The sequence below is a fragment of the Pelomonas dachongensis genome (genome assembly GCF_043555865.1).
Taxonomy (GTDB): domain Bacteria; phylum Pseudomonadota; class Gammaproteobacteria; order Burkholderiales; family Burkholderiaceae_C; genus Pelomonas; species Pelomonas dachongensis.
Window position 1 is genome coordinate 212,970 of the sequence record NZ_JBIGHY010000001.1, and the last position, 20,600, is coordinate 233,569.

Below are 20,600 nucleotides of genomic sequence, written 5' to 3' on the forward strand. Positions count from 1 at the left end.
TTCTGGCTGGAAGCGTTGAACGAGTCGAAGGAGCGCATCTCATGCTGATCCCCAAGCCAGCCGCCAAGCGGCCGAAAATGTCGGAGCGAGCGCAGCAACAGCAGGAGTTGCACTTCCCCGGGTGGCCGCCGCTGTGGCTTTGGAACCGAAGGGTCCACCATGGGTACACCACCGTTGCGCGGACCTTGCCACTGGCAATGCAGGCCATCGACGATCAGTCGAAAGGCCAACCAGCAGGGCACACGTTGTTCTGCTTATGGGCACGCTCGCCGGACCATCCGCTGGTCATCATTGAAAACCCGGCAACCTTCGCGGCCGAAGCCGGATTCACTGGCGAACGTGCGGTGGATACCTGGCGCCGCCGGATGAAGCGTCTCGTGGAATTGAAGTTCATCGCGGCCAAGAAGGGGCCTGCGGGCGACTTTAGCTACGTGCTGCTGCAAAACCCCAACGTGGCGATGGAATGGATGAGGCAGAGCGGGCTGGTGCAGGACGAGCTATACGGCCGATTCCTGGTGCGGGTCACCGACGTTGGTGGCCTCGGCGAAGTGGAAGCCATCCGCTCCTTGTGGACAGCTGAGCGCGCTGCTCTGGCTGCAGCTGCGGCGGCGCAATCGGCTGCGCCCGCGAACGCGCTGCCGGCACTGACCAACACCGGCCTGCCTACGGGGACGACATCATGAGCGTTCGAAAAACCATCCCGGATGGCGCTCACAGCCCCTACGTCGCCTTCACTGACGACCGGCAGCGCAAGTGGGCGCTCGTTTCGCGAGACATCCGACTGGTGCTCATTGCGCTCATCATCGCCATGGGCGGTGGCGCCGCGCTGAAATGGCCGGCGATCTGGCACTTCATCAGCGGCGGCTGAAAAGGGCGCTGCATGACAACCGCACAACTTTGGCAGCGCACGGGGGTCGACGCCATGAATGCGGTAGCGGTCCGTCTACAGCCGCTGAAGGTTGCCAGCGAGGTGCAGCAGTGAGCGAGTCGGCCTTCACCCATTGGTTGGAGCTCCCCGAAGGCACCCCGCATGTCGTGTTTGGCGATTTGACTCATCTCATCGCCAAGGCGCTATGGCCCGACAGGGGCGACGCCGGCGCCACCAACTGGGCGTACGGCGGCGCCAGGGTCAACCTTGAGGAGGAGCTACTGCGGGCGGTCCAGGAAGGACGTCTCGAGGTCAAGAATCCGCTAACCCTCGGGCCCCACACGTTCCCGCATGGTGATGCCTTGAACACTGCTGTCGTGCTGCTGCCGGACCTCCGCGCATTCTTGGCACTTCGAGGTGTTGGGGTGCGGGTTGCATCCCCTCCCGCCATACGAACGCATCCAGTTGAGGTCGTTGCTCGAGAAGCGGCCGCCCTGCGCCACCCCATCGGCGATGGCGCAAGTGCCGACGAGCGCCTGCTGGCCGACGCCTGGCATGCCTGGACCGCGGCGACTTTGCTGACGCAGTTGAATGGCTACCTGTACGACCAAAAGGCCAGCTTGGTCGTGGACGGCAGGACTCTTTCTGGTCAGCATGAGCCTTTCAACGTGCCCAAGGACGAGTGGCGGGTCGACGACGCAGGGCGTAGCCAGTTGCTCGACCTGTTCACGCACGACACTGCCTACGTGTGGCCCATCTTCCGCGTCCCCCCTCGGCCCCATGAGGTTCCTCCCGTGCTGCAGCTCTTGCCGAAGGACACGCGGATCAGGCTGCAATGGACTTGGCAGAGGCTATCTGAACGAACGTGCTCAGCGGCGGACGGCATCGACGAGCTGACAAACACCATCGCTAGGCAATCGCTCGGCTGGCTCCGCATCGACGAAGCTGCTCAGGTGCTCGACGCAGCAGGCCGCGGCGCGGCGACATCTTGGCGAGGGAAGTTCTTGGCTGCCGCGGAGGCCGGCGCTCTGCCGACGCATGAACCCGGCTCTTACGACCGGGTCGTGTACGGTCAGGCCGCTCCAGGGCAGCAACCAAGGCGGGCCAGGGACTTTTACGAGCTGGTTCATGTGGACGACTTGGACGCCTGGCTCACCACGAACGAGCCACGGCTGCCGCATTTCCGATTTGGTAGCGCTGAGGCGCAGCCTGCGACAGGCCACGGACCTACGAAAGCCGTTCAACGGCAGCGCGCACATGAGAACGCGATCCTGGCCAAGCTCGTCGAATGCGGCTTCACGCCTGCGGCGTTGCCAAAGCCTCCCGCGGGCAAGCCATCCGCCGCAAAGCAGGCAGCTAAGGCTGCGCTTCCACTCACGAGCAACGTCTTCGAGAAGGCGTGGAAGCGGCTTCGAGCAGACAAGCGAGTCCAGGACGTGTGACCCGGCATCCGACCCTGGGCCAAGTTGGCCCAGGGCCTGGGCTATTCAGCCCAGGGTGTGCTCGTAGAGAGTTCGCTCCGTGCTGCACTGGAAGATCAGTCGGCGCCGGTGGCGAGGCCGAACCCGCCCGTCCATCGCAACTCACATGCCCGCCAACCGACAAAACGACAGATTCAAGTCGAAGCCATCTCAGGATCGCCTGCTGGTCGCGGTGCTCGAACTACTGCCAACGCGCGTACGGGAGCGTTTTTGCTACGTAGTGCTCAGCGCAGCTTTCATCCTGTTGCTAGCCGGCCTGTGGCACGCGCCGACGGCCACGGCCGCCACCGGCGCGGTGTTGACCAGTGTCTCAAGGCTGGTGCGGGCACTAAGGCCATAGCCATCTTTGCCTCTCGTTCCCGGCTGGACGCCGAGACCGCGGATCGCTATCTGTACTGTATTGATACTGTACTGAGTACAGATTGAATACAGTACACATGGACCTACGCATCGCCGACACCGTCGAGCGACAAGGGAGGAAGCAATGCTTGGACGACCATGCGGCGCGGTGATGTTGGTCGCGTTGCTGCAGGGCACAGCACACGCCGGAACTGTCTATCAGTCGGCAATCGTGGCCTCGCCCCAGATGCAGGTGCGCGACGGGCAGACCGACGGCTGCGGCTTCCAGCTCAAAAGCCTTCCGACATCATTGGCTGGCGAGAAGTCAGCGGTGGTGCTCGACGTGTCTCTGAACCTGTATTCGAGCTACCTCGCGCTCATGAAGGGCGGAGCGGTCGAACTCGGCGTGTCAGGAGGCAAGCCGATGGCTCGCAAGGCGTTGCCCATCACCGCGTTCTGGCTCAAGGCGTCGGGCGGCAGGGCGACCGTCCCGAGGGAAAACAAGGTGATCCCCGGCGAGGACCCGGGCTACCTGCTGTACGGCGCAGACTTCGCCTTGGTGGCGGAGCTTTTCTACGCCGTCATCGAGGGCAAGCAGCTATCGCTGGGCGTCAAGGTCAAGGGCGAATCGGTCGAACGAATCTATGTCGGCGTTCCGCAAATCGAAGACGCTGAGAAGAATCAGTCGCACCAGTGTATGACCGAGCTTCCTGAGCGCATGAAGGCGCTCATCAAGGAAGAGCCGCGCTGACGGCGCCGAGCAGCTGAAGGCTCGCGTTAGAGCCCGTCCAAGCGCTGTTCCAGTAGCTCGACGGTGACCTCGAATCGGTGCCTTGCAACTTGAGCAGCCTCGTCGCCAATGGGAGTCTGAATCACGGTCATGCCGTCATGCATGCCTGGCGCGTCCGGCGGCACCCGACCGAACAACGCTTCGGCGACGTTGAAACCCGCACAGCGCTCGAAGGCGATGGCGCGTGCGAAGGGCTTGCTGCCGATGGCGGGCGTCGTCTCTTCGCGGATGGTGTGCACCCTGGCCAGGTCGTCGCAGGTGTCGTTGTCGATCCAGCCAAGACCGTGGGCCAACTGGATGCGTGTGGGGAACGCTCCGATGGGCGCCCCGTTACTGAGGAGCTCATGCGACTCGGCGCCAAGCCGCCGTTCGAAGAGCCTGCCGAGGGCTGAGTGCAGAAGGGCCGCACCAAGGACGACGCTCGCGTCGTCGGGCACCTGCGAGAGCGCGCCCTTGACGTCATGGATGGTGAACTCGATACCTGCGGGTGCTGTCATTTCTTCCTAGATTGATGAGAGATTGGGCGATGAGACGGCAGCTCAGATGGCGCCGAGCAGTTTGCGGAGGCCGGTGCCGAAGCCGGGATCGAACAGCGTGCGGCCGCTCTCGTCCACGATTTCCCCAAGCGCGATTTCTTCCCAACCTTTGCGGTCGAGGAACTTTTTCGAGACCGCCTTCGCCAACGCTTCCTTCTCAGAGGCGGTGAGCCCCGCGGCAGGGTTGCCAATGAGCGGCTGAACGTCCACCACTGGCCGGCGGTCCACCTCGAGGACCTTGGTGCTGCGTAGCATGTTGAGTTGCGACTTGAGCTTGTTCCGCTCTGCGATGGTGCTCTGCACAAGCATCCGGATTGCTGGATCAGGAATGCGCGAGACGTACTCGTCGGTCGACAGCTCCTTGCGCACTTTCACTGGAGCCGGGCCGGCGAGACGTGCCCAGGCTTCGATGAGCTTGCGGTAGTCAGCGGCGGGTTCGTTGTAGAGCGCCCGCCCCTTCGCGAAGATGCCCTTGTCTTGGCAGAACTTGCCTATCGTCGGCAGGGTGAAGTCGCGCCCGCCGGTCGCGTGATGGTCGCGGCAGAGTTCATGAAGAGCGTTGAGGTTCCGGACCTTCTGCGGCCGAGGGTTTGCGGCAAGCAGTTCCTGGAACACAGTGTCCGGTTCGTTCGCGGCGCTCATGCTTCGATGAGCTCCAGGTCGCGGCCACGGCTGAGCGCCTTTGTAGACGGTCGCGGGTCAAGCAATTCGGGAAGAGATGCGACCAAGTCGATGCCCAGGCTTTCGCCGAGCTTGGCGCCGGCGTCGATGATTTCGACGATCTTGCGTTGGCCGAGGTACATGCTTTCTGGGTTGGCGACCTTGGCGAGGCGCTGCACGAATGCATTGCCGACGCTGAGTTGCTCGGCTTCTGTGAGTCTCAGGAACATAGGAGGCAGTCCCTCGTTGTAGAGGGCGGTATCGAGATGTTGGCTACGGCGCACGATGGCCTTGCCGGGATCGAGGTCAGGGTAGAGCTGGACGTTCTCGCAAACGCCGACGAGCTGCAGCAGCTCGGACTCGGTCTCTTCGAAGACCGCCTCGATATGGCTGATGTCGCCTTGCACCATCAGCTGCAGACCCTCAGCAGGCCCCTCATTGAGGGCGTTCTTGCAACGTTCCACGAGACGCCAGCACGCGACGAGGTCCTCGCAGCGGTCGCTGAACCGCTTCATATTGGCTTCCCAGATGCGTTCGGCTTGTCGAAGCTCGGTCATCTGATCGAAGACATTGCCGTCTGCCTCAATGCCGGCCTTTTCCCGCTTCAGCGTTTGCAGCTTCTTTTCTGAGTCCATGGAGGCGTTGCGCGCCTCGTCAAAGTGATAGGCCAGGGTATGAAAATGCGCTGCGAGCGCCGGCAGGTAGTGCGGCTCAGTGACGAACCAGCGGCAGCGGATGCAGTTCCGAGCACCACCCGGCACCGCTGAATAGTTCGGCTTGCCCGGGGTGCCGGTGTCGGGACCGCCGTTGTGACAGCCGCCTATCTTGCGGTTGTCCTCAAGCTCGCTGGTGTTGCCGCCGACCAAGCACATGCCGTGGTGCATGGGCATCCAGCCTGCAGGGTTGCGTTCTGCGGGATGGATGGGGATTACAGCGGCAAGCGTAGCCTTGCTGTTGCAAATCGCGGTGTCGACCAATCGGTCATGGGCGGTGTCCTTGTAGAAGCGGTGGATGCTGGCTTCCTTTTTGGCGTCCAGGCGCGCACCGACCTCGCTGAGAACGAGGCGTTTGTTCGTCTCACCCGGCCGGAAGTAGTAGAGCGTCATGAGCAAACGGGCGTGACCAACCAGCTTCTGCAGTATGGGGAACGGGAGTTCACCATCCAGCGCCAGCGCGGTGATGAGCGACACCCGAAGACCGTGCAGCACGAAGTCAGTAGTGCCTCGGCCCATGTCGTCGAACTTCACCAGAACGATTGGCTCTCCGCCCGCGTCCACTTCGCCGCGCTTGCTCAAACGATTCTGGAACTCCCTAAGCAGGCCCATCCATGCATATGAGACCTCGCCGTCAGCGATGGGAAGCGCCCTATCTTTTGGGTCAGGCTTCTCGGCAGCACGGAACAGGAAGCATGTATCCGCGTACGAGGCCCGTTGGGCCTTGGTCTTGGGTCCGATGTGTCGGGCGTCGAGCTCCATCCACGAGGTGCGCCGTCCAATGGGGTTGTACTTGGACTGCCAGTCGCGGAGCTTCTCAAGCCAGTAGTAGACGTCCTCAATGGGATCAGGCGACACAAACCACGGGATTTGGTAGCCCTTTTCCGGGCCGGATTTCTCTCGGTCGGCTGTCTTGTTGGTGCTGATGTAGAGCTCGGTCGTCACCTTCGCATCGACGCTGTCGACGACTCGGCGATGCACGCCTTGCGACCATGGCGCGCGCTGGTCCAGCGCTGCGAGCGGATGGTCGTTCGGAACCCAGGCGCCAGCGACGTACTTCCAGGTATCGGACTCGCCGGAGTCGAGCCAGCGCACCTGGGCTGTCCGCAGCGGAAGCAGGAGCTTGACGAGTAGCGCGACCCAGCGCACCGGACTCCAAATTTGATAGAAGACCTTCGGCTTGCCCTTGCGCGGGACAACCCGCTTGCGCCACACGCAGTCCGGGTCATCTTTGTCAATCAGCGAGAGAGGCACGGTGAACCAGGCTTTGCCAGGTGCGCCGTGCTTGCCCAGCTCAGCTCCTTGCGCGTCATGCGCGAAGGTCCAGTCGCGGAAGGTTGGGCCCTGCGCGAGGATGCGGCGGAGTTCGTGGATGTACCCGTAGGGAAGCGCCGGCTTGTTGCTCTCGCCGAGAGTGATCCCTCGAGCGCCGCCGGCGCGCGGGAATGGGTTGCGAAAAGCCGGCGAGATGATGCGCTCACCGTCCTCTTCATCGCTGCAATCTCGCAGCAAGGCGTAATCTAGGAGCTCGCTGAGCTGGTTGTTGATTTGGACCTTGCGCTTGTTGTCGCTGCTGCGCGCTGCGACGTCGATGAAGTCGGGAAGTCGCGTTCCCCGACGCAGCAGTTCGGCAGGCAGCTTAGGGACGTCAAGCCGTGTAAGGTAATCCTCGAAGAACGCGCTGAGCATGGACAGCCGTTGCGATAGCCCGCTTGAGGTGCCTTCGAGCCATTCGACCGCGATCAAGCGCCATTCTTCGAACTCCGGGTAGTCGCGCCGCACCCATTCGAGATGGACGTCGTGGGCCCGCTGTAGGCGCTTTGGCAGCTCCTTCGGCGGCTCTGTTTCGGCCAGCCAAGGCCTCGCATGGTCGCTCCATGCCGATGCCAGAGTGCGGTAGTCATCGGAGCTGGTTGCGTGGATGGTGTGTGCAGCAAGGACTCCTTGCTCTTCGCAGAGCTGGCCTATGGTCTTGGTCGTGAAGTCGCGGCTGCCAGAGGCGTGATGTAGGAAGCAGACGCGATGCACGCCGAGAAGCCGCTGGAGTGCGTCTGCCCGGCCGCGCTTCGCAGCAAGCCTGCGATACACGGCGTGTGGGTTGGTCGGAGGCAGCTTTGGGTCGGTGTCGATCCATCTGGAGTTCGCCAGCTCTTGCCAGGCTTCCAGAATCTCGCGGTAGCTATCGTTGGTGGCGAACTTTGTGACGAGCGTGTTCGCTGACGTGAATACGCCGGCCTTCACTGCCGCCGCGGCGATGGCTGAGCGGCTCAAGTCGTATTCACCCGCTTCGACTTTGGCTTGGCAGACCTCGTGTAGCCCGCGGTAGTACCGGTGTTGGCTGGTCTTTTCGTTCGGAGACCGCAGGAGCCGTCTCAGCACGGCATCAGGGTGGTTGGGCGGGACACCCTCTTCGTCCACAGGCCCGCGCTGCAGCGCGAGGGCCTGCCAGCCGTCCAGAAGTTCAGCATAGTCCTTCTTGCTGGCGCCGCTCAGAATGACTGACTCTTTGATGCCGCGTTCAGCAGCTGCTCCGGCCACGATGCTCGGCCGAAAATCCTGCTCGCCGCGTGCAAACCGTGCCCGGCATAGTTGATGAACCTCGCGCAACTTCGCTGCCATGTGTTCCCGGCGTCCTGGCACAGCCAAGAGGCGCTGGAAAACAACTTCCGGGTGGCTCATAGGCCACATGGGATCGAGTTCGGGGTCGGGATCATTGACGAATGCCTGCCAAACCTTGGCGAGCGCGCCGAAGCCGTTGTGTTTCGCGCCGTTCATCATGGTGCTGACGGATAGCAGCTTCCTAGCAGCCATCTCTCTAGCGAGGGCTGCGAGCTGGAAGTTGCGATGGCCGTTGTCGTGTAGCTGTTGGCAGACGTCGTGAACCATCCGCAGTTGAGCCACCCGTGAGGGATTGGCCATGTGGGGCGCAAGGACGCGCTCCAGCTTGCTGTCGGGATGAACGGGGTCGGTCATTGGGTATCGGTGAGTAGGAGGGCCTGCTTCTTGGCGACTGACTCAGCGAGCCGCGCCTGGGCCTTTTGGAGTTCTTGTGCGACCTCAGCGGACGAGGCGCCGGTGTAGACCTTTTGGCTGTCCTCGGAGACGTGGTGCATGAATATCTTGATGAACTCGGAGGACGCCCCGCCGGCTTTAAGCCGCCGGCCATAGGCGTGGCGGTGGCCGTGAGCCGTCGTCCCGAGAGCTTTGTCGACGGTCAGCCCGATCCGCTTGCATGCTCTTGCGTGTGCTTCGGTGAAGGTCTCTATGCAGTACATGTCGCCGGTGGGGCCGCGACTCAGGTTTGCGAAGGCGAACGGGTGTGGGCGGGGAATGCGGCCGAGCTGATGGAGATACTCCATCCAATGCTCTGAGAACCGCTCGGCATATCCAGTGCCGAGCCAATGGGCTTGCATGTAGAACTTGGCATCCAGGAGGCCACCCTTCCAGCCAGCGTGCTGCCGGTCGTTGTATTCAGTGCGGGGCAGCAGGCCGAAGTTCTCCATCAGGTAGGCCGCGCGTTTGCCGGTTCGGGGCCTGCCGGTCGGGCCTACCCATGAGTCAGGCGCGTACCCTTCTGAGGGGTGATGAATGCGCACGAGTGCGGAGCCGCCAAAGGGAATGATGTCTTCGACGAAAAGGTGAAATGGCTCGCTCACCCGAAATCCGGCGCCGTGCATGAGCAGCGTGATGGCTATGCCGCGGTGGTCGATGCGGTTGCCAACCCGGAATCCATCGGTGATGAGCTCGTCGAAGCGGTCCTCGGGGAAGGCTGGCGGCTCCGCATGACGGACCTGGAGGCCACGCCGACGACCAACGCTACGTGTCTTGCCTGTTTCGTTGTCTGCCGGGCCCCAAAGATGGCCGAGGAACGCTTTGTCACGCCGGTAGCGACGAGCGGTTTCGTTCCAGAGTTGGTCGTAGTAGCTGGCATCTACCAGCGGGTTGATTTCCGCTGCGAGAGGCATGTTCTCGCCTTGCCAGTCGAAGAAGAGGCTAAGGGCGCTGATGATGTCGCCGGCGTCCTTTCCCTCGCGAGGAAGCCAGCACAGGCCGCTTGGGTCAGTACAGGTCGCTGGGTCGAAGGTGCCTGAATAGAGCGCGCCGGCGAAATTGCGGAACAACAGGTGGCTGTTGGTCTGCGCCGGATTGGCGTGCATGTAGTCGAGAAATAGCTCGACCGCATGTACGACTTTCTGCGCCCAGCTGAGACTGCGTATGTGATGTTTGTGGACGCAGTAGTCCAGCAAAGGTGTGAGGAGCCCCGCGGGAGTAAGCAACGCCGGGATGGCGATAGTTCTCCCGGTCGCGTCGAGACGGACCTTGCTTTTGACAGCGGCGAAGTGCATCTACGGGCGAGCGCCCGTAGGCAATGTGCAGCGGTGAAAGCTCGGGCTGGTCGAGCTGAAACGCGGGAAGCCGGCAACCCCCTCCCAGGGGCGATTCTTGTTAGTCATTCCGGAACAGTTATCGCTTTTTGCCAGCATATGGCCGCGTAACAATACGTGCAAAATGCAAGTAATCGTCCGATGAGAACTATTGCGCACACTAGCTTGAGCGGTTTATCAAGCTGTCTGCTACCTCGCTCTCGGTCGAATGAACTGCCGCGTTGGGTCTCGCGGGGGTTCAAGTGGGCTTAGCGGTCCGCGGCCGAATTTCTGAGTGCGGCGGCGAAATAGATGACTTGCACAAGCCGCTCAGCAGCTATGGGCTTCACCAGGTGCTCGTCGAATCCGACTGCTTTGCATCGAGCGAGGTCTTCGTCCCTGCTCCATCCTGTGAGGGCCGCGACGTAGATGTCGTCAGGTCGCTCTACGCGAATGAGTCTGCAGGCCTCAAAATCGTCTATGCCTGGCATCTCGAGGTCAAGCAGCACGAGCCAGGGATCGCACTCACGAACTGCTTCGACAATGTTCGAAGCGTTGGTCTCGGTACGCACTGTGGCACCGTCGACGGTCAACAGAGCCGCCAATGCTTCCGCCGCGTCGATGTTGTCGTCGACGACCAAGATGCGGACTGCGGCGTATGACAGGGACTGCTCCTCGGGCCTCACGCCCCGCTCGAACGATACGCTGTGTGGCTAGAAGCGGCAGCGTGGAGGCATCTTGAAGGGATGCCTCGGAAACCCGTGCGGTGAAGGAGCGCTAAGCCCTACCAGGCGCGGCAGGTCGGCACAGGATCATCTAGGTCGACGTGGCCGCGGTTGAACGCGATAGCGACTCGCTTCGCAGCGCCAGGTTTCAGCTGTAGAAGCAGCGTGCGCACACGGAGCGGTAGCGGTTGTTGCCGCCGATGAGGACCTGATCGCCTTCGCGGATGCGCTTGCCTTCCTCGTCGACGCGGATGTTCATGGTGGCCTTCTTGCCGCAGCGACACCCGGTACGGATTTCGTCGAGCTCGTCGGCGAGCGTCAGGAGCGCTGCAGAACCCGGGAAGGGGTTGCCTTTGAAGTCGGAGCGCAGCCCGAAGCACATCACGGGGATGTTGCGGGTGTGGACCCAGCGATGCAACTGCTGCACCTGCTCGAGAGAAAGGAACTGTGCCTCGTCGATGATGACGCAGGCGACGCTGACGTCCTTCAGGCGCTCCAGGAAGTTGGTCTGCGCGGTGAAGGTGTGCGCCTCCCGGCGGATGCCGATTCGCGAGGAGATGAAGCCGCGGCCGTCGCGGTCATCGAGGTCTGAGGTGAGGAGCAAAACCTCCTGCTCGTTGTCCTCGTAATTTTTCGCGACCTGAAGCGCCGAGGTACTCTTGCCGGCAGCCATCGCAGCCCAGCGATACCAGAGCTTAGCCAAAGTGAATCCTTTCCAGGGGGCCGCCTGCGGCGGCCCGGTCAATGCATTGTTTGTATGTTTAGCCCTGCGCAGTTCAGGCGCGTGACGGATCGAAGACCGTGAGAGATGCTCTCTCGTAGGTTCAGATGCCGCTATCCGGCCCCTCCCAGGGCTGGAAGTGACAGAACTGTGTATCTGAACAGCCCTGACTAATCGCGGCATAGCGGAAAAAGAGCTTGGCCATGGGGTCGTTGGTCTCGGCCGCGCATTGTCTCTGCAGGCCGCCCCCTCAACCGCGGGCTAGGGGAAGCCCGCGGTTTTGACGTGTTTGCTCTCGAACTTGGGGTCAGCGAGATGGCGCTGTCATGTCGGGTGTGAGTCAATCCTATTTTCGTCCTGACCCGCACGAAGCATGAGCAAAGACACCGTCACAGCGGTTAGTGAAAACGGCCTGCGCTACCAGTCGAAAGTGGGCGGCTCGCCCTTCCTCGGCAGCGGTCACACCCGCTCCTGCTTCAAGTGCGGCAAGCACCGCGCACCCGCCAGCCTGCAGTCCATCCGGCTGCTGGGCCGAAACGAGGTGGTCTGCAAGCCCAATTGCAAGACGCTGCCGTAGCCTGGGCCGTCAGCCGCCCGCCATCCTGACCGGCGCCGGCTCCCAGCCGCCACCCAGCGCGCGGATCAGGCCCACGGTGGCTTGGTACTGCGCCGAACGCACCTGCAGCGCGGCGCGCTTGTTCGCCAGCTCGCTGCGGCGGGCGTCCAGCAGCTCCAGCTGGCTGACGAAGCCGTTGCGGTAGCGTGCGTCCGACAGCTTCAGCGCCTGGCCGGCCGCCGACACGGCGCGCGCGCTGGCCTGTTGCTGGGCCTGCAGCAGCGACAACGCACTCAGCTGGTCCTCCACGTCCTTCAGCGCCAGCAGGAACTGCTCGCGGAAGGCGATGGTGGAACCGTCCAGTTGCGCCTTCGCCGCGTTGATGCCAGCTTCGCGGCGGCCGCCGTCGAAGATCGGCAGCGCGCCCAGCAGCCCGATGCCCCAGGTGCTGGCGCCGCTCCTGAGCAGGTTGGACACCTCGCTGGACACGCCGCCGCCCTGCGCCGTCAGCGACAGGCTGGGCCACCACGCTGCGCGGGCCACGCCGACGCGTGCCTGCGCGGCTTCCAGCTGGCTGCGCGCGGCGGCCAGATCGGGGCGGCGCTGCAGCAGCTCGCTGGGCAGGCCGGCGGGGACGCCGGGCAGCGCGGTGGTCCAGGCCTTGGGCGTCAGGCGGAAGTTGGAGGCCGGCTCGCCCAGCAGCACGGCCAGCGCGGTTTCCAGCTCAACGCGGCGGCGGTCAAGCGACAGCGCCTCGGCCTCGTTGGCGGCCAGCTCGGCCTGCACGCGGGCCAGGTCGAGGTCGGCCACATCGCCGGCGCGGGCGCGCTTCTCGGTCAGCGACAGCGTCTCGCCGTAGGCGGCGACCGTGCCCTTCACGATGTCGCGCTCGGTGTCCAGCGCGCGCAGCGCCAGGTAGCCTCGCGCCACATTGGCCTGCACCAGGAGGCGGGCGTCGGCCAGTAGCTGCTCGCGGGCCTGCACGTCGAGTGCCGCGGCATTGCGCTCGTGCAGCAGGCGGCCGCCCAGGTCCAGCTCGTAGGCCAGGTTCAGGCCGGCGCTGTACTGCGTGGCGGTGGATGCGCCAGGCGTGGCACCGCGGTTGGCGCCGGCCGACACGCCGGCCTGCGGCAGCCGGCTGGCTTGTGCCGAACCCAGCACCGCGCGGGCTTGCGCCAGCCGGTTGGCGGCGGACTGCACCGTGGTGTTGGCCGCCATCGCGCGGGTGACGAGATCGTCCAGCACGGGGTCGGCGAATGGCTGCCACCAGCTGGCGGTCAGTGCAGGTGCGTCGTTTCCAGCTGCGGCCTTGTAGGCCTCGGGTGCCTGCGGCAGCTGCGACGGGTCGACGCTGCCGACCGAGGCACAGCCGGCCAGCAGCAGTGCGGCAAAGAGGGATGTCAGTTGGAGTTTCATGATTACTTGCCTCGTTGCGGCAGGGCGTCAATGACGGAAGCAGCGGGGGCTGCCGGTGCGGCCACCTGGCCCCCGTGGTGGCGCAGCGGCGCGTTGCGGGTCAGGCGGCGCACGATGACGTAGAACAGCGGCGTCAGGAACAGGCCGAACAGCGTCACGCCGATCATTCCGGCGAACACCGCCACGCCCATGGCCTGGCGCATCTCGGCGCCGGCGCCGGTGCTGAGCACCAGCGGCAGCACACCCATGACGAAGGCCATCGACGTCATCAAGATGGGCCGCAGCCGCAGCCGTGCGGCTTCCAGCGCCGCCTGCACCGGCGTGCGGCCGGCGAACTCCAGCTCGCGGGCGAACTCGACGATCAGGATGGCGTTCTTAGCAGACAGCCCGACCAGCACGATCAAACCGATCTGCGTGAACACGTTGTTGTCGCCGCCGTCCAGCCACACGCCGGCCATCGCGGCCAGCAGTCCCATGGGCACGATGAGCAGGATGGCGATGGGCAGCGTCAGGCTTTCGTACTGCGCGGCCAGCACCAGGAACACCAGCAGGATGGCCAGCGGGAACACCCAGGCGGCGGAGTTGCCGGCGATCTTTTCTTGGTAGGTCAGGTCGGTCCACTCGTAGCCGATGCCTGGCTGCAGCGTCTCGGCGGCAATGCGCTCGACGACGGCCTGCGCCTGGCCCGACGAGAAGCCGGGCGCGGCGCCGCCGTTGATGTCGGCGGCCAGGAAGCCGTTGTAGCGCATCGCGCGCTCGGGGCCGAAGCTGGGCTTGACCTTCATCAGCGCCGACAGCGGCACCATCTCGCCCGAGGCCGAACGCACCTTCAGCGCGCCGATGTCCTCCGCCCGGGCGCGATAGGGCGCGTCCGCCTGCACCCGCACGGAGTACGTGCGGCCGAAGGTGTTGAAGTCGTTCACGTACAGGCTGCCGAGGTAGATCTGCATCGTGTCGAACACGTCCGTCACGGCCACGCCGAGCTGGCGGGCGCGGGTGCGGTCCAGGTCAGCGAACAGCTGGGGCACGTTGACCTGGAAGCTGGAGAACAGGCCGGCGAGTTCAGGTGCCTGGCTGGCCTTGGCCATGAAGGCCTTGGTCGCCTGGTCCAGTGCTTCGTAGCCCAGGCCGCCGCGGTCCTGCAGTTGCAGCTTGAAGCCGCCGGTCGTGCCCAGGCCCTGCACGGGCGGCGGCGGGAACATGACGATGAAGGCGTCCTCGATGGCGCCGTACTGCGCGTTCAGTGAGCCCGCGATGGCGCCGGCCGACAGGTCCTTGGTTTTGCGCTGGTCGAACGGCTTCAGCGTGGCGAACACGATGCCCGAGCTGGAGCTGTTGGTGAAGCCGTTGATCGACAGGCCCGGGAAGGCCACCGCGTGCTCGACGCCCGGCGTCTTCAGCGTGATGTCCGTCATGCGGCGGATGACGTCCTCGGTGCGGTCCAGCGTGGCGCCGTCGGGCAGCTGGGCGAAGCCGATCAGGTACTGCTTGTCCTGCCCCGGCACGAAGCCGCCGGGCACGGCCTTGAACAGGCCCATCGTAGCGGCCACCAGCGCTAGGTAGATGACCATCATCAGCGCCTTGCGCGACATCAGCGTCTTCACGCCGCCGCCGTATTTCTCGGAGCCGCGCGAGAACAGCTTGTTGAAGCCGGAGAAGAAGCGGCCCAGCACCTTTTCCATACCGCGCGTCAGCGCGTCCTTGGGCGCGTGGTGGTCCTTCAGCAGCATGGCGGCAAGGGCCGGCGAGAGGGTGAGCGAGTTGACGGCCGAGATCACCGTCGAGATGGCGATGGTCAGCGCGAACTGCTTGTAGAACTGACCCGTCAGGCCCGTGATGAAGGCCAGCGGCACGAACACCGCGACGAGCACCAACGCGATGGCGATGATGGGGCCGGAAACTTCCCGCATCGCCTGATAGGTCGCCTCGCGCGCGCTCAGGCCGGCGGCGATGTTGCGCTCCACGTTCTCGACCACCACGATGGCGTCGTCCACGACGATGCCGATGGCCAGCACCAGGCCGAACAGGCTCAGCGCGTTGATGGAGAAGCCGAAGCCGTGCATCACGGCGAACGTGCCGACGATGGACACCGGCACGGCCAGCAGCGGGATGATGGACGCGCGCCAGGTCTGCAGGAACAGGATGACGACCAGCACGACCAGCGCGACGGCCTCCAGCAGCGTGTGGATGACGGACTCGATGGACGCCCGCACGAACTGCGTCGGGTCGTAGACGATGGTGTAGTCCACGCCCTCGGGCATGGTGGCCTTCAGCTCTTCCATCGTGGCGCGCACGTTGGTGGAGATATCCAGCGCATTGCCGCCCGGGGCCTGGAACACCGGCACCGCGACGGCGGGCTTGTTGTCAAGCAGCGAGCGCAGCGCGTACTCGGACGCGCCCAGTTCCAGGCGGCCCAGGTCACGCAAGCGCGTGACGGCACCGTTGGCGCCGGTCTTCACGATGATGTCGCCGAACTCCTCGACCGACTGCAGCCGGCCCTGCGCGTTGACGGACAGCTGCAGGTCGATGCCCTGCAGGCCTGGCGATGCGCCGACCACGCCGGCCGCGGCCTGCACGTTCTGGCCGCGGATGGCCGCCACTACGTCGCTGGCCGACAGGCCGTGCTCGGCGACCTTCTGCGGGTCCAGCCAGACGCGCATGGAGTAGTCGCCCGAGCCGAACAGCTGCACCTGGCCCACGCCCTGGATGCGCGCGAGGCGATCCTTCACGTTGAGCACCGCGTAGTTGCGCAGGTAGGTCATGTCGTAGCGGTCGTTGGGCGACGTCAGGTGCACGACCATGGTCAGGTCGGGGCTGCTCTTGACGGTCGTCACGCCCAGGCGCTTGACCTCCTCGGGCAGCCGTGCCTCGGCCTGCGAGACGCGGTTCTGCACCTGCTGCTGGGCCTTGTCGGCGTCGGTGCCGAGCTTGAAGCTGACGGTCAGCGTCATGAGGCCGTCGGTGTTGGCCTGGCTGCTCATGTACAGCATGTCCTCGACACCGTTGATGGCCTCTTCCAGCGGCGTGGCCACCGTCTCGGCAATCACCTTCGGGTTGGCGCCCGGGTACTGGGCACGCACGACGACGGAGGGCGGCACGACGTCGGGGTATTCCGAGATCGGCAGGGCGCGGATCGACAGCAGGCCGCCGATGAAGATCAGCAGCGACAGCACGCCCGCAAAGATGGGGCGGTCGATGAAGAATTTGGAGAAGTTCATTTTTCTTCTTTCTGAAGGCAAAGCCGTCCCCGCAGGCCAGTGAGAACCGGCCTGGTCATGGGCTCGCTACGGAGGTTGGGGGCGCTAGATCAGGAGGTCTTGGCGGCCGCTTGCTGTGACGCCAGCTCGGGCTTGGCGTCCATCGCGACATCCTTGGGCGCTAGCACCGAGCCGGGTCGGACCCGCTGCACGCCGCCGACGACGATGCGCTCGCCACCCTTCAGGCCGCTGGTCACGACGCGCAGGCCGTTCACGTGGGCCCCCAGCGTCACCGGCCGCCATTCGGCTTGGTTGCCCGCGCCGACGACGATGACGTAACGCTTGTCCTGGTCGGTGCCGACTGCGCGTTCGTTGACCAGCAGCGCGGCCTCGTTCCTCGCCTGACCCATGCGCAGCTTGGCGAATTGCCCCGGCATCAGCGCGCCGTCCTTGTTGTCGAACACCGCGCGCACGCGCAGCGTTCCGCTCTTGGCGTCGACCTGGTTGTCCACCAGTTGCAGGCGGCCGACGGTCGCCTTGTCGCTGCCCGCGAGCATCTCGACCGGGATGCGCTCCATGCCGCGACGCTCGGCCGCGCCGCCGGGCAGTGTGGCCAGCGCCTCGCGGACGACCTTCTCGTCGGCGTCGAAGCTGGCGTAGATGGGGCTGACCGACACCAGCGTCGTCAGCACCGGCGCGCCGGCACCCGCGGCCACCAGGTTTCCGGTCGTCACCTCGATCTTGCCGACACGGCCGGCCACCGGCGCGCGCACCTTCGTGTAGTCGAGGTTGAGCTGGCCGGACTGCAGCGCGGCCTGCGCGGCGCGCAGGTTGGCCGCGCCCTCGCGGGCGGCGTTGTCGCGCTCGTCGAACTCTCGGCGCGCAACGGCGCGGTCCTCCAGCAGCGACTTGGCGCGTTGCGCCTCGCTGTGCGTGTAGTTCATGCGGGCCTGCGCAGCGGCCACCTGGGCTTCCAGGCGCGCCACCTCGGCTTGGTAGGGCGCGGGGTCGATGGTGACGAGCAAGTCACCGGCCTTCACGAGGCTGCCCTCGCGGAAATGCACCTGGCGCACGGCGCCCGACACGCGGGCGCGCACGTCCACACGGTCCACGGCCTCCAGGCGGCCGGAGAACTCGTTCCAGGCCGCCACGTCCTGGGCGACGACCTGGGCGACAGACACCGGCGTGGCCGGCGGGGAAGTGGGGCCGGAGTTGGCTTGCGCGGCACTGCTGCCGAACTGCGCAGAGCCGATCGCGCCCAGCGCGACGAGGGCGGCGGCGCCGGCAACGAGGCCGACGCGACGGTTGAGACGGGAGGTGGACTGCATTTCTATTTCTCTTGGAGGGGGTGGAGCCGAATCAGGCGGGAAGCGACAGCGCGCGGCGGGCTGCGCCGCGCAGGAATTCGTGGATGGGCTCCAGCGCATGGGCCGGCGCGATGGCTGGCAGCGTCAGGTCCCGGGCCACGCCGCCGTGCTGGCGCAGCGTGGCGGCGTAGCGGCGTGATTCGTCGTTCAGCGGGTGGCCGGCCACGCTGAGGATCAGCGCGGGCGCCAGCCCTGCCAGGCGGGTCGCGTTCAGCGGCGCGGCGTAGGGGTGGTCGGCGCGGGCGGTGTCGCCCAGGTACGCCTGCCAGCCCTTGGCGTAGATGCATTCGCTGCCGCCGCACTCGCCATCGCGCATGGAGGCGCTGCCCAGCTGCGGATCCAGCATGGGCGACATCAGCAGCTGGCCGGCCAGCGCTGGGGCGCGCTGGTCGCGGGCCATCAGCGACAGCGCCGCGGCGATGTTGCCGCCGGCTTCCTCGCCGGCCACGAACAGCGCCGTGTGCGTGCTGCCGGTCAGCGCGGCCGGTTTGGCGGCCAGGGACTGCAGCGCGTCGAAGGCCGCGACCAGGCTGGCCGGGAAGGGGTGCTCCGGCGCCAGCGGGTAGTCCAGCGCGACGACGTCGGCACCGGCCTGCGCCAGCATCCCGCAGCGCGCCGCAGCGGCGTCACAGGAGCCGGCGGTGAACGTGCCGGCATGCAGGAACAGCAGCAGTGCCCGGTCGCCGCCTGCCAGCGGGCGTTGGGCGGGGTACACGCAGGCATTCAGCCCCGGCGCAGGGCCGAGGCGCAAAGTCGATGAGGCCATCTTGTCCATGACCCGAAAGATAGAGATTGGTTGGCTGCAGATAAACGGCCCTGAAAGCGACTCACTTTTCCCTTGCGTGGAACAATGAACTTGCTCCACTCCTCCAAGCACCGCCCACGCCCATGGATCGACTCCAAGCCATGCAAGCCTATGTCCGCGTCGTCGAGGCCGGGACCTTCACCAAGGCCGCCGACTCGCTGGATCTGCCCAAGGCCACGGTCACCCGGTTGATCCAGACGCTGGAAACTCACCTGCGCACCAAGCTGTTGAACCGCACGACGCGGCGCGTGACGGTGACGCCCGACGGCGCCGCCTACTACGAGCGAGCGACGCGGCTGCTGGGCGACCTGGACGAGCTGGAAGGCAGCATGAGCCAGGCGCGCATGACGCCGCGCGGCCGCATCCGGGTCGACGTGCCGGGCGTGGTGGGCCGCGAGATGATCATTCCGCACCTGCCGGACTTCTATGCCAAGTACCCCGACATCCAGATCGAGCTGGGCGTCAGCGACCGCACGGTGGACCTGATCAGCGACAACATCGACTGTGTGATCCGCGGCGGCGAGCTGACCGACCAGAGCCTGGTGGCGCGGCGCATCGGCGAGTTCCATTTCGTGACCTGCGCGACGCCCGAATATCTGCGCCGCCACGGCACGCCGGCCCATCCGCTGGAGCTGACGCAGCCGCCGCACCGCATGGTGGGCTACTTTTCGGCCCGCAGCGGCAAGGTCATGTCCGACACCTTCAAGCGCGGCGACGAGGTGGTGGAAGTAGTGGGCAACCACGTCATCGCGGTCAATGACGCCAATGCCTATCTGAACGCGGGTCTGGCCCACCTGGGGGCCGTGCAGATCACCTGCTTCATGGCCGCGCCTCTGCTGAAAGGTGGCAGCCTGGTGCGGCTGCTGGAGGAGTGGACCGTGGATCCGATCCCGGTCTACGTCGTCTACCCGCCCAATCGCCACCTCAGCAGCAAGCTGCGGGTGTTCGTGGACTGGGTGGTGGAGCTGCTCGGGGCGCAGAGCACTGCGGGGCTCAAGGTGCGCTGCGCCCTGAGCTGAACGCTCAGGCTTCTTCCGGCGTGGCGCTGGCTGTCAGCTGCGGCTGACCAAAATCTTCGCTGGCGGGTGCCGGCGCATTGATCGCGAGCATCAGGCCCGCCGCCAGCGCCGTGACGGCCGTCGCGGCGGTGATCAGCGTGAATAGGGAACGGGTGTTCATAGTGACTCTCCTGGTGCCACCTTGGCGGGTGGGTCTATGGATCGTCACTGTAGAAACTTGGGCCTGAATGAGTAAGACGGCTGGACAGAACGGCGAGTTGCTGCTGGCGCAACAATCCTGCCCAGGAGACGATTGATGCAGCAACGAGATACGGAGCTGGCAGCCGGCAACGCCGCCGAATTCGCCTGGCAGCGGGATGACGTCTTCGGCCGGATTGCCGGGCGATACGACTGGCTCTGCGACTTGTTCAGCCTGGGCATCCACCGCGCGTGGAAGCGCCGCGTGGCGCGGGTCATCGCCCAAGAACCATGGGCCGTGCTGCTAGACGGTGCCACCGGCACGGGTGACATCATGCTGCGCGTGTTGCCCGGGGTCCTTGGGCAGGGGCGCACCATCATCGCCTCGGACATCAGCCCCAAGATGCTTGCCATTGTAGAGCGGCGGCTGGCCGGGCACCGTGGCGCCGTCGAGTTGCGGCAGTTGGACGCGGAGCGCATGCCGAGCGTCCCCAGCGACAGCGTGGATGCATATTCAATCTCGCTGGGCTTGAAGATCTGCGATCGCAGCCGGGCGATGCAGGAGGCCTGGCGCGTCCTCAGGCCTGGTGGCCGGTTGATCGTGCTGGAGGCGTCCAACATCCCCTGGGCGCCGCTGCACCGGGCCTACTTGCTCTACATGTCGGTGTGCATGCCGCTGCTGGGCTGGTTGGCCACGGGTGGCGATGCCTCGGCCTACAGGTACCTGCTGCACGGCATCCGCGACTTCCCGACTGCTGAAGGGCTGGCGCGGGAGTTGGGCACTCAAGGCTTCGAGGACGTGGCGTTCGAGCGCCTGTCGCTAGGCATCGTCGCCATCCACAAGGCCCGCAAGCCGGTGGCTTGAG

General features: G+C 65.2%; 18 protein-coding genes. 7 read left to right on the top strand and 11 right to left on the bottom strand.

What is annotated here, in order from left to right:
• The first annotated feature begins 41 nt into the window (after positions 1-41).
• The 4 genes from ACG02S_RS01010 to ACG02S_RS01025 all read left to right on the top strand — a co-directional run bounded on the left by ACG02S_RS01010 (position 42) and on the right by ACG02S_RS01025 (position 3,439).
• Positions 42-683 (top strand): hypothetical protein, encoded by a 642-nt coding sequence (locus tag ACG02S_RS01010; protein WP_394468576.1) that lies wholly within the window; start codon positions 42-44, stop codon positions 681-683.
• A complete protein-coding gene (locus tag ACG02S_RS01015) occupies positions 680-868 on the top strand; it encodes a hypothetical protein (RefSeq protein WP_394468577.1) in 189 nt (62 codons plus the stop codon). Before ACG02S_RS01010 ends, ACG02S_RS01015 begins: the two co-directional genes overlap by 4 nt.
• A gap of 110 nt (positions 869-978) precedes the next feature.
• Positions 979-2,310, top strand: a complete 1,332-nt coding sequence (locus tag ACG02S_RS01020) for a hypothetical protein (RefSeq protein ID WP_394468578.1) — start codon at positions 979-981, stop codon at positions 2,308-2,310.
• Between the two features lie 523 nt (positions 2,311-2,833).
• Complete coding sequence (locus ACG02S_RS01025; protein WP_394468579.1) at positions 2,834-3,439, top strand: hypothetical protein; 606 nt, start codon at positions 2,834-2,836, stop codon at positions 3,437-3,439.
• A 26-nt stretch (positions 3,440-3,465) separates the two neighbouring features.
• Here the strand turns inward: ACG02S_RS01025 and ACG02S_RS01030 are convergent, their stop codons facing one another.
• The 6 genes from ACG02S_RS01030 to ACG02S_RS01055 all read right to left on the bottom strand — a co-directional run bounded on the left by ACG02S_RS01030 (position 3,466) and on the right by ACG02S_RS01055 (position 11,179).
• Positions 3,466-3,975 (bottom strand): hypothetical protein, encoded by a 510-nt coding sequence (locus ACG02S_RS01030; RefSeq protein WP_394468580.1) that lies wholly within the window; start codon positions 3,973-3,975, stop codon positions 3,466-3,468.
• A 42-nt stretch (positions 3,976-4,017) separates the two neighbouring features.
• On the bottom strand, positions 4,018-4,656 hold the full coding sequence (gmtX, locus tag ACG02S_RS01035; RefSeq protein ID WP_394468581.1) for a gamma-mobile-trio protein GmtX: 639 nt from the start codon (positions 4,654-4,656) through the stop codon (positions 4,018-4,020).
• On the bottom strand, positions 4,653-8,360 hold the full coding sequence (gene gmtZ, locus ACG02S_RS01040) for a gamma-mobile-trio integrase GmtZ (RefSeq protein WP_394468582.1): 3,708 nt from the start codon (positions 8,358-8,360) through the stop codon (positions 4,653-4,655). The genes gmtX and gmtZ overlap by 4 nt, the downstream gene beginning before the upstream one ends.
• Entirely contained in the window at positions 8,357-9,733 is a 1,377-nt protein-coding gene (gene gmtY, locus ACG02S_RS01045; protein WP_394468583.1) for a gamma-mobile-trio recombinase GmtY, read from the bottom strand. The genes gmtZ and gmtY overlap by 4 nt, the downstream gene beginning before the upstream one ends.
• Positions 9,734-10,020: 287 nt before the next feature.
• Entirely contained in the window at positions 10,021-10,392 is a 372-nt protein-coding gene (locus tag ACG02S_RS01050) for a response regulator (RefSeq protein WP_394468584.1), read from the bottom strand.
• Positions 10,393-10,624: 232 nt separating this feature from the next.
• Positions 10,625-11,179 (bottom strand): thymidine kinase, encoded by a 555-nt coding sequence (locus tag ACG02S_RS01055; protein ID WP_394468585.1) that lies wholly within the window; start codon positions 11,177-11,179, stop codon positions 10,625-10,627.
• 391 nt (positions 11,180-11,570) lie between these two features.
• Between ACG02S_RS01055 and ACG02S_RS01060 the strand changes: the two genes are divergently transcribed.
• On the top strand, positions 11,571-11,774 hold the full coding sequence (locus ACG02S_RS01060; protein ID WP_394468586.1) for a hypothetical protein: 204 nt from the start codon (positions 11,571-11,573) through the stop codon (positions 11,772-11,774).
• Between the two features lie 9 nt (positions 11,775-11,783).
• Here the strand turns inward: ACG02S_RS01060 and ACG02S_RS01065 are convergent, their stop codons facing one another.
• From ACG02S_RS01065 to ACG02S_RS01080, 4 genes are all read right to left on the bottom strand, one after another.
• A complete protein-coding gene (locus tag ACG02S_RS01065) occupies positions 11,784-13,169 on the bottom strand; it encodes an efflux transporter outer membrane subunit (RefSeq protein ID WP_394468587.1) in 1,386 nt (461 codons plus the stop codon).
• Positions 13,170-13,171: 2 nt separating this feature from the next.
• Positions 13,172-16,387 (bottom strand): efflux RND transporter permease subunit, encoded by a 3,216-nt coding sequence (locus ACG02S_RS01070; protein ID WP_394468588.1) that lies wholly within the window; start codon positions 16,385-16,387, stop codon positions 13,172-13,174.
• Positions 16,388-16,476: 89 nt separating this feature from the next.
• The gene (locus ACG02S_RS01075) at positions 16,477-17,694 is read right to left on the bottom strand and encodes an efflux RND transporter periplasmic adaptor subunit (RefSeq protein WP_394468589.1); all 1,218 of its coding nucleotides are present in this window, start codon (positions 17,692-17,694) and stop codon (positions 16,477-16,479) included.
• 31 nt (positions 17,695-17,725) lie between these two features.
• Positions 17,726-18,448, bottom strand: a complete 723-nt coding sequence (locus ACG02S_RS01080) for an alpha/beta hydrolase fold domain-containing protein (RefSeq protein ID WP_394468590.1) — start codon at positions 18,446-18,448, stop codon at positions 17,726-17,728.
• 173 nt (positions 18,449-18,621) lie between these two features.
• On the opposite strand from ACG02S_RS01080, the gene ACG02S_RS01085 reads away from it, so the two are divergent.
• Positions 18,622-19,557 (top strand): LysR family transcriptional regulator, encoded by a 936-nt coding sequence (locus ACG02S_RS01085; protein WP_394468591.1) that lies wholly within the window; start codon positions 18,622-18,624, stop codon positions 19,555-19,557.
• A 4-nt stretch (positions 19,558-19,561) separates the two neighbouring features.
• Here ACG02S_RS01085 and ACG02S_RS01090 read toward each other — a convergent pair whose 3' ends face one another.
• The gene (locus tag ACG02S_RS01090) at positions 19,562-19,717 is read right to left on the bottom strand and encodes a hypothetical protein (protein ID WP_394468592.1); all 156 of its coding nucleotides are present in this window, start codon (positions 19,715-19,717) and stop codon (positions 19,562-19,564) included.
• Positions 19,718-19,852: 135 nt separating this feature from the next.
• Here ACG02S_RS01090 and ACG02S_RS01095 point away from each other — a divergent pair, with 135 nt between their 5' ends.
• On the top strand, positions 19,853-20,599 hold the full coding sequence (locus ACG02S_RS01095; protein ID WP_394468593.1) for a ubiquinone/menaquinone biosynthesis methyltransferase: 747 nt from the start codon (positions 19,853-19,855) through the stop codon (positions 20,597-20,599).
• Position 20,600 lies beyond the last annotated feature (1 nt).

Bases quoted from the DNA above. Each gene is read 5' to 3' on its own strand.
- ACG02S_RS01010 (WP_394468576.1), top strand. From the start codon at position 42: ATGCTGATCCCCAAGCCAGCCGCCAAGCGGCCGAAAATGTCGGAGCGA.
- ACG02S_RS01015 (WP_394468577.1), top strand. From the start codon at position 680: ATGAGCGTTCGAAAAACCATCCCGGATGGCGCTCACAGCCCCTACGTC.
- ACG02S_RS01025 (WP_394468579.1), top strand. From the start codon at position 2,834: ATGCTTGGACGACCATGCGGCGCGGTGATGTTGGTCGCGTTGCTGCAG.
- ACG02S_RS01030 (WP_394468580.1), bottom strand. From the start codon at position 3,975: ATGACAGCACCCGCAGGTATCGAGTTCACCATCCATGACGTCAAGGGC.
- gmtX (WP_394468581.1), bottom strand. From the start codon at position 4,656: ATGAGCGCCGCGAACGAACCGGACACTGTGTTCCAGGAACTGCTTGCC.
- gmtZ (WP_394468582.1), bottom strand. From the start codon at position 8,360: ATGACCGACCCCGTTCATCCCGACAGCAAGCTGGAGCGCGTCCTTGCG.
- gmtY (WP_394468583.1), bottom strand. From the start codon at position 9,733: ATGCACTTCGCCGCTGTCAAAAGCAAGGTCCGTCTCGACGCGACCGGG.
- ACG02S_RS01060 (WP_394468586.1), top strand. From the start codon at position 11,571: ATGAGCAAAGACACCGTCACAGCGGTTAGTGAAAACGGCCTGCGCTAC.
- ACG02S_RS01065 (WP_394468587.1), bottom strand. From the start codon at position 13,169: ATGAAACTCCAACTGACATCCCTCTTTGCCGCACTGCTGCTGGCCGGC.
- ACG02S_RS01070 (WP_394468588.1), bottom strand. From the start codon at position 16,387: ATGAACTTCTCCAAATTCTTCATCGACCGCCCCATCTTTGCGGGCGTG.
- ACG02S_RS01075 (WP_394468589.1), bottom strand. From the start codon at position 17,694: ATGCAGTCCACCTCCCGTCTCAACCGTCGCGTCGGCCTCGTTGCCGGC.
- ACG02S_RS01085 (WP_394468591.1), top strand. From the start codon at position 18,622: ATGGATCGACTCCAAGCCATGCAAGCCTATGTCCGCGTCGTCGAGGCC.
- ACG02S_RS01090 (WP_394468592.1), bottom strand. From the start codon at position 19,717: ATGAACACCCGTTCCCTATTCACGCTGATCACCGCCGCGACGGCCGTC.
- ACG02S_RS01095 (WP_394468593.1), top strand. From the start codon at position 19,853: ATGCAGCAACGAGATACGGAGCTGGCAGCCGGCAACGCCGCCGAATTC.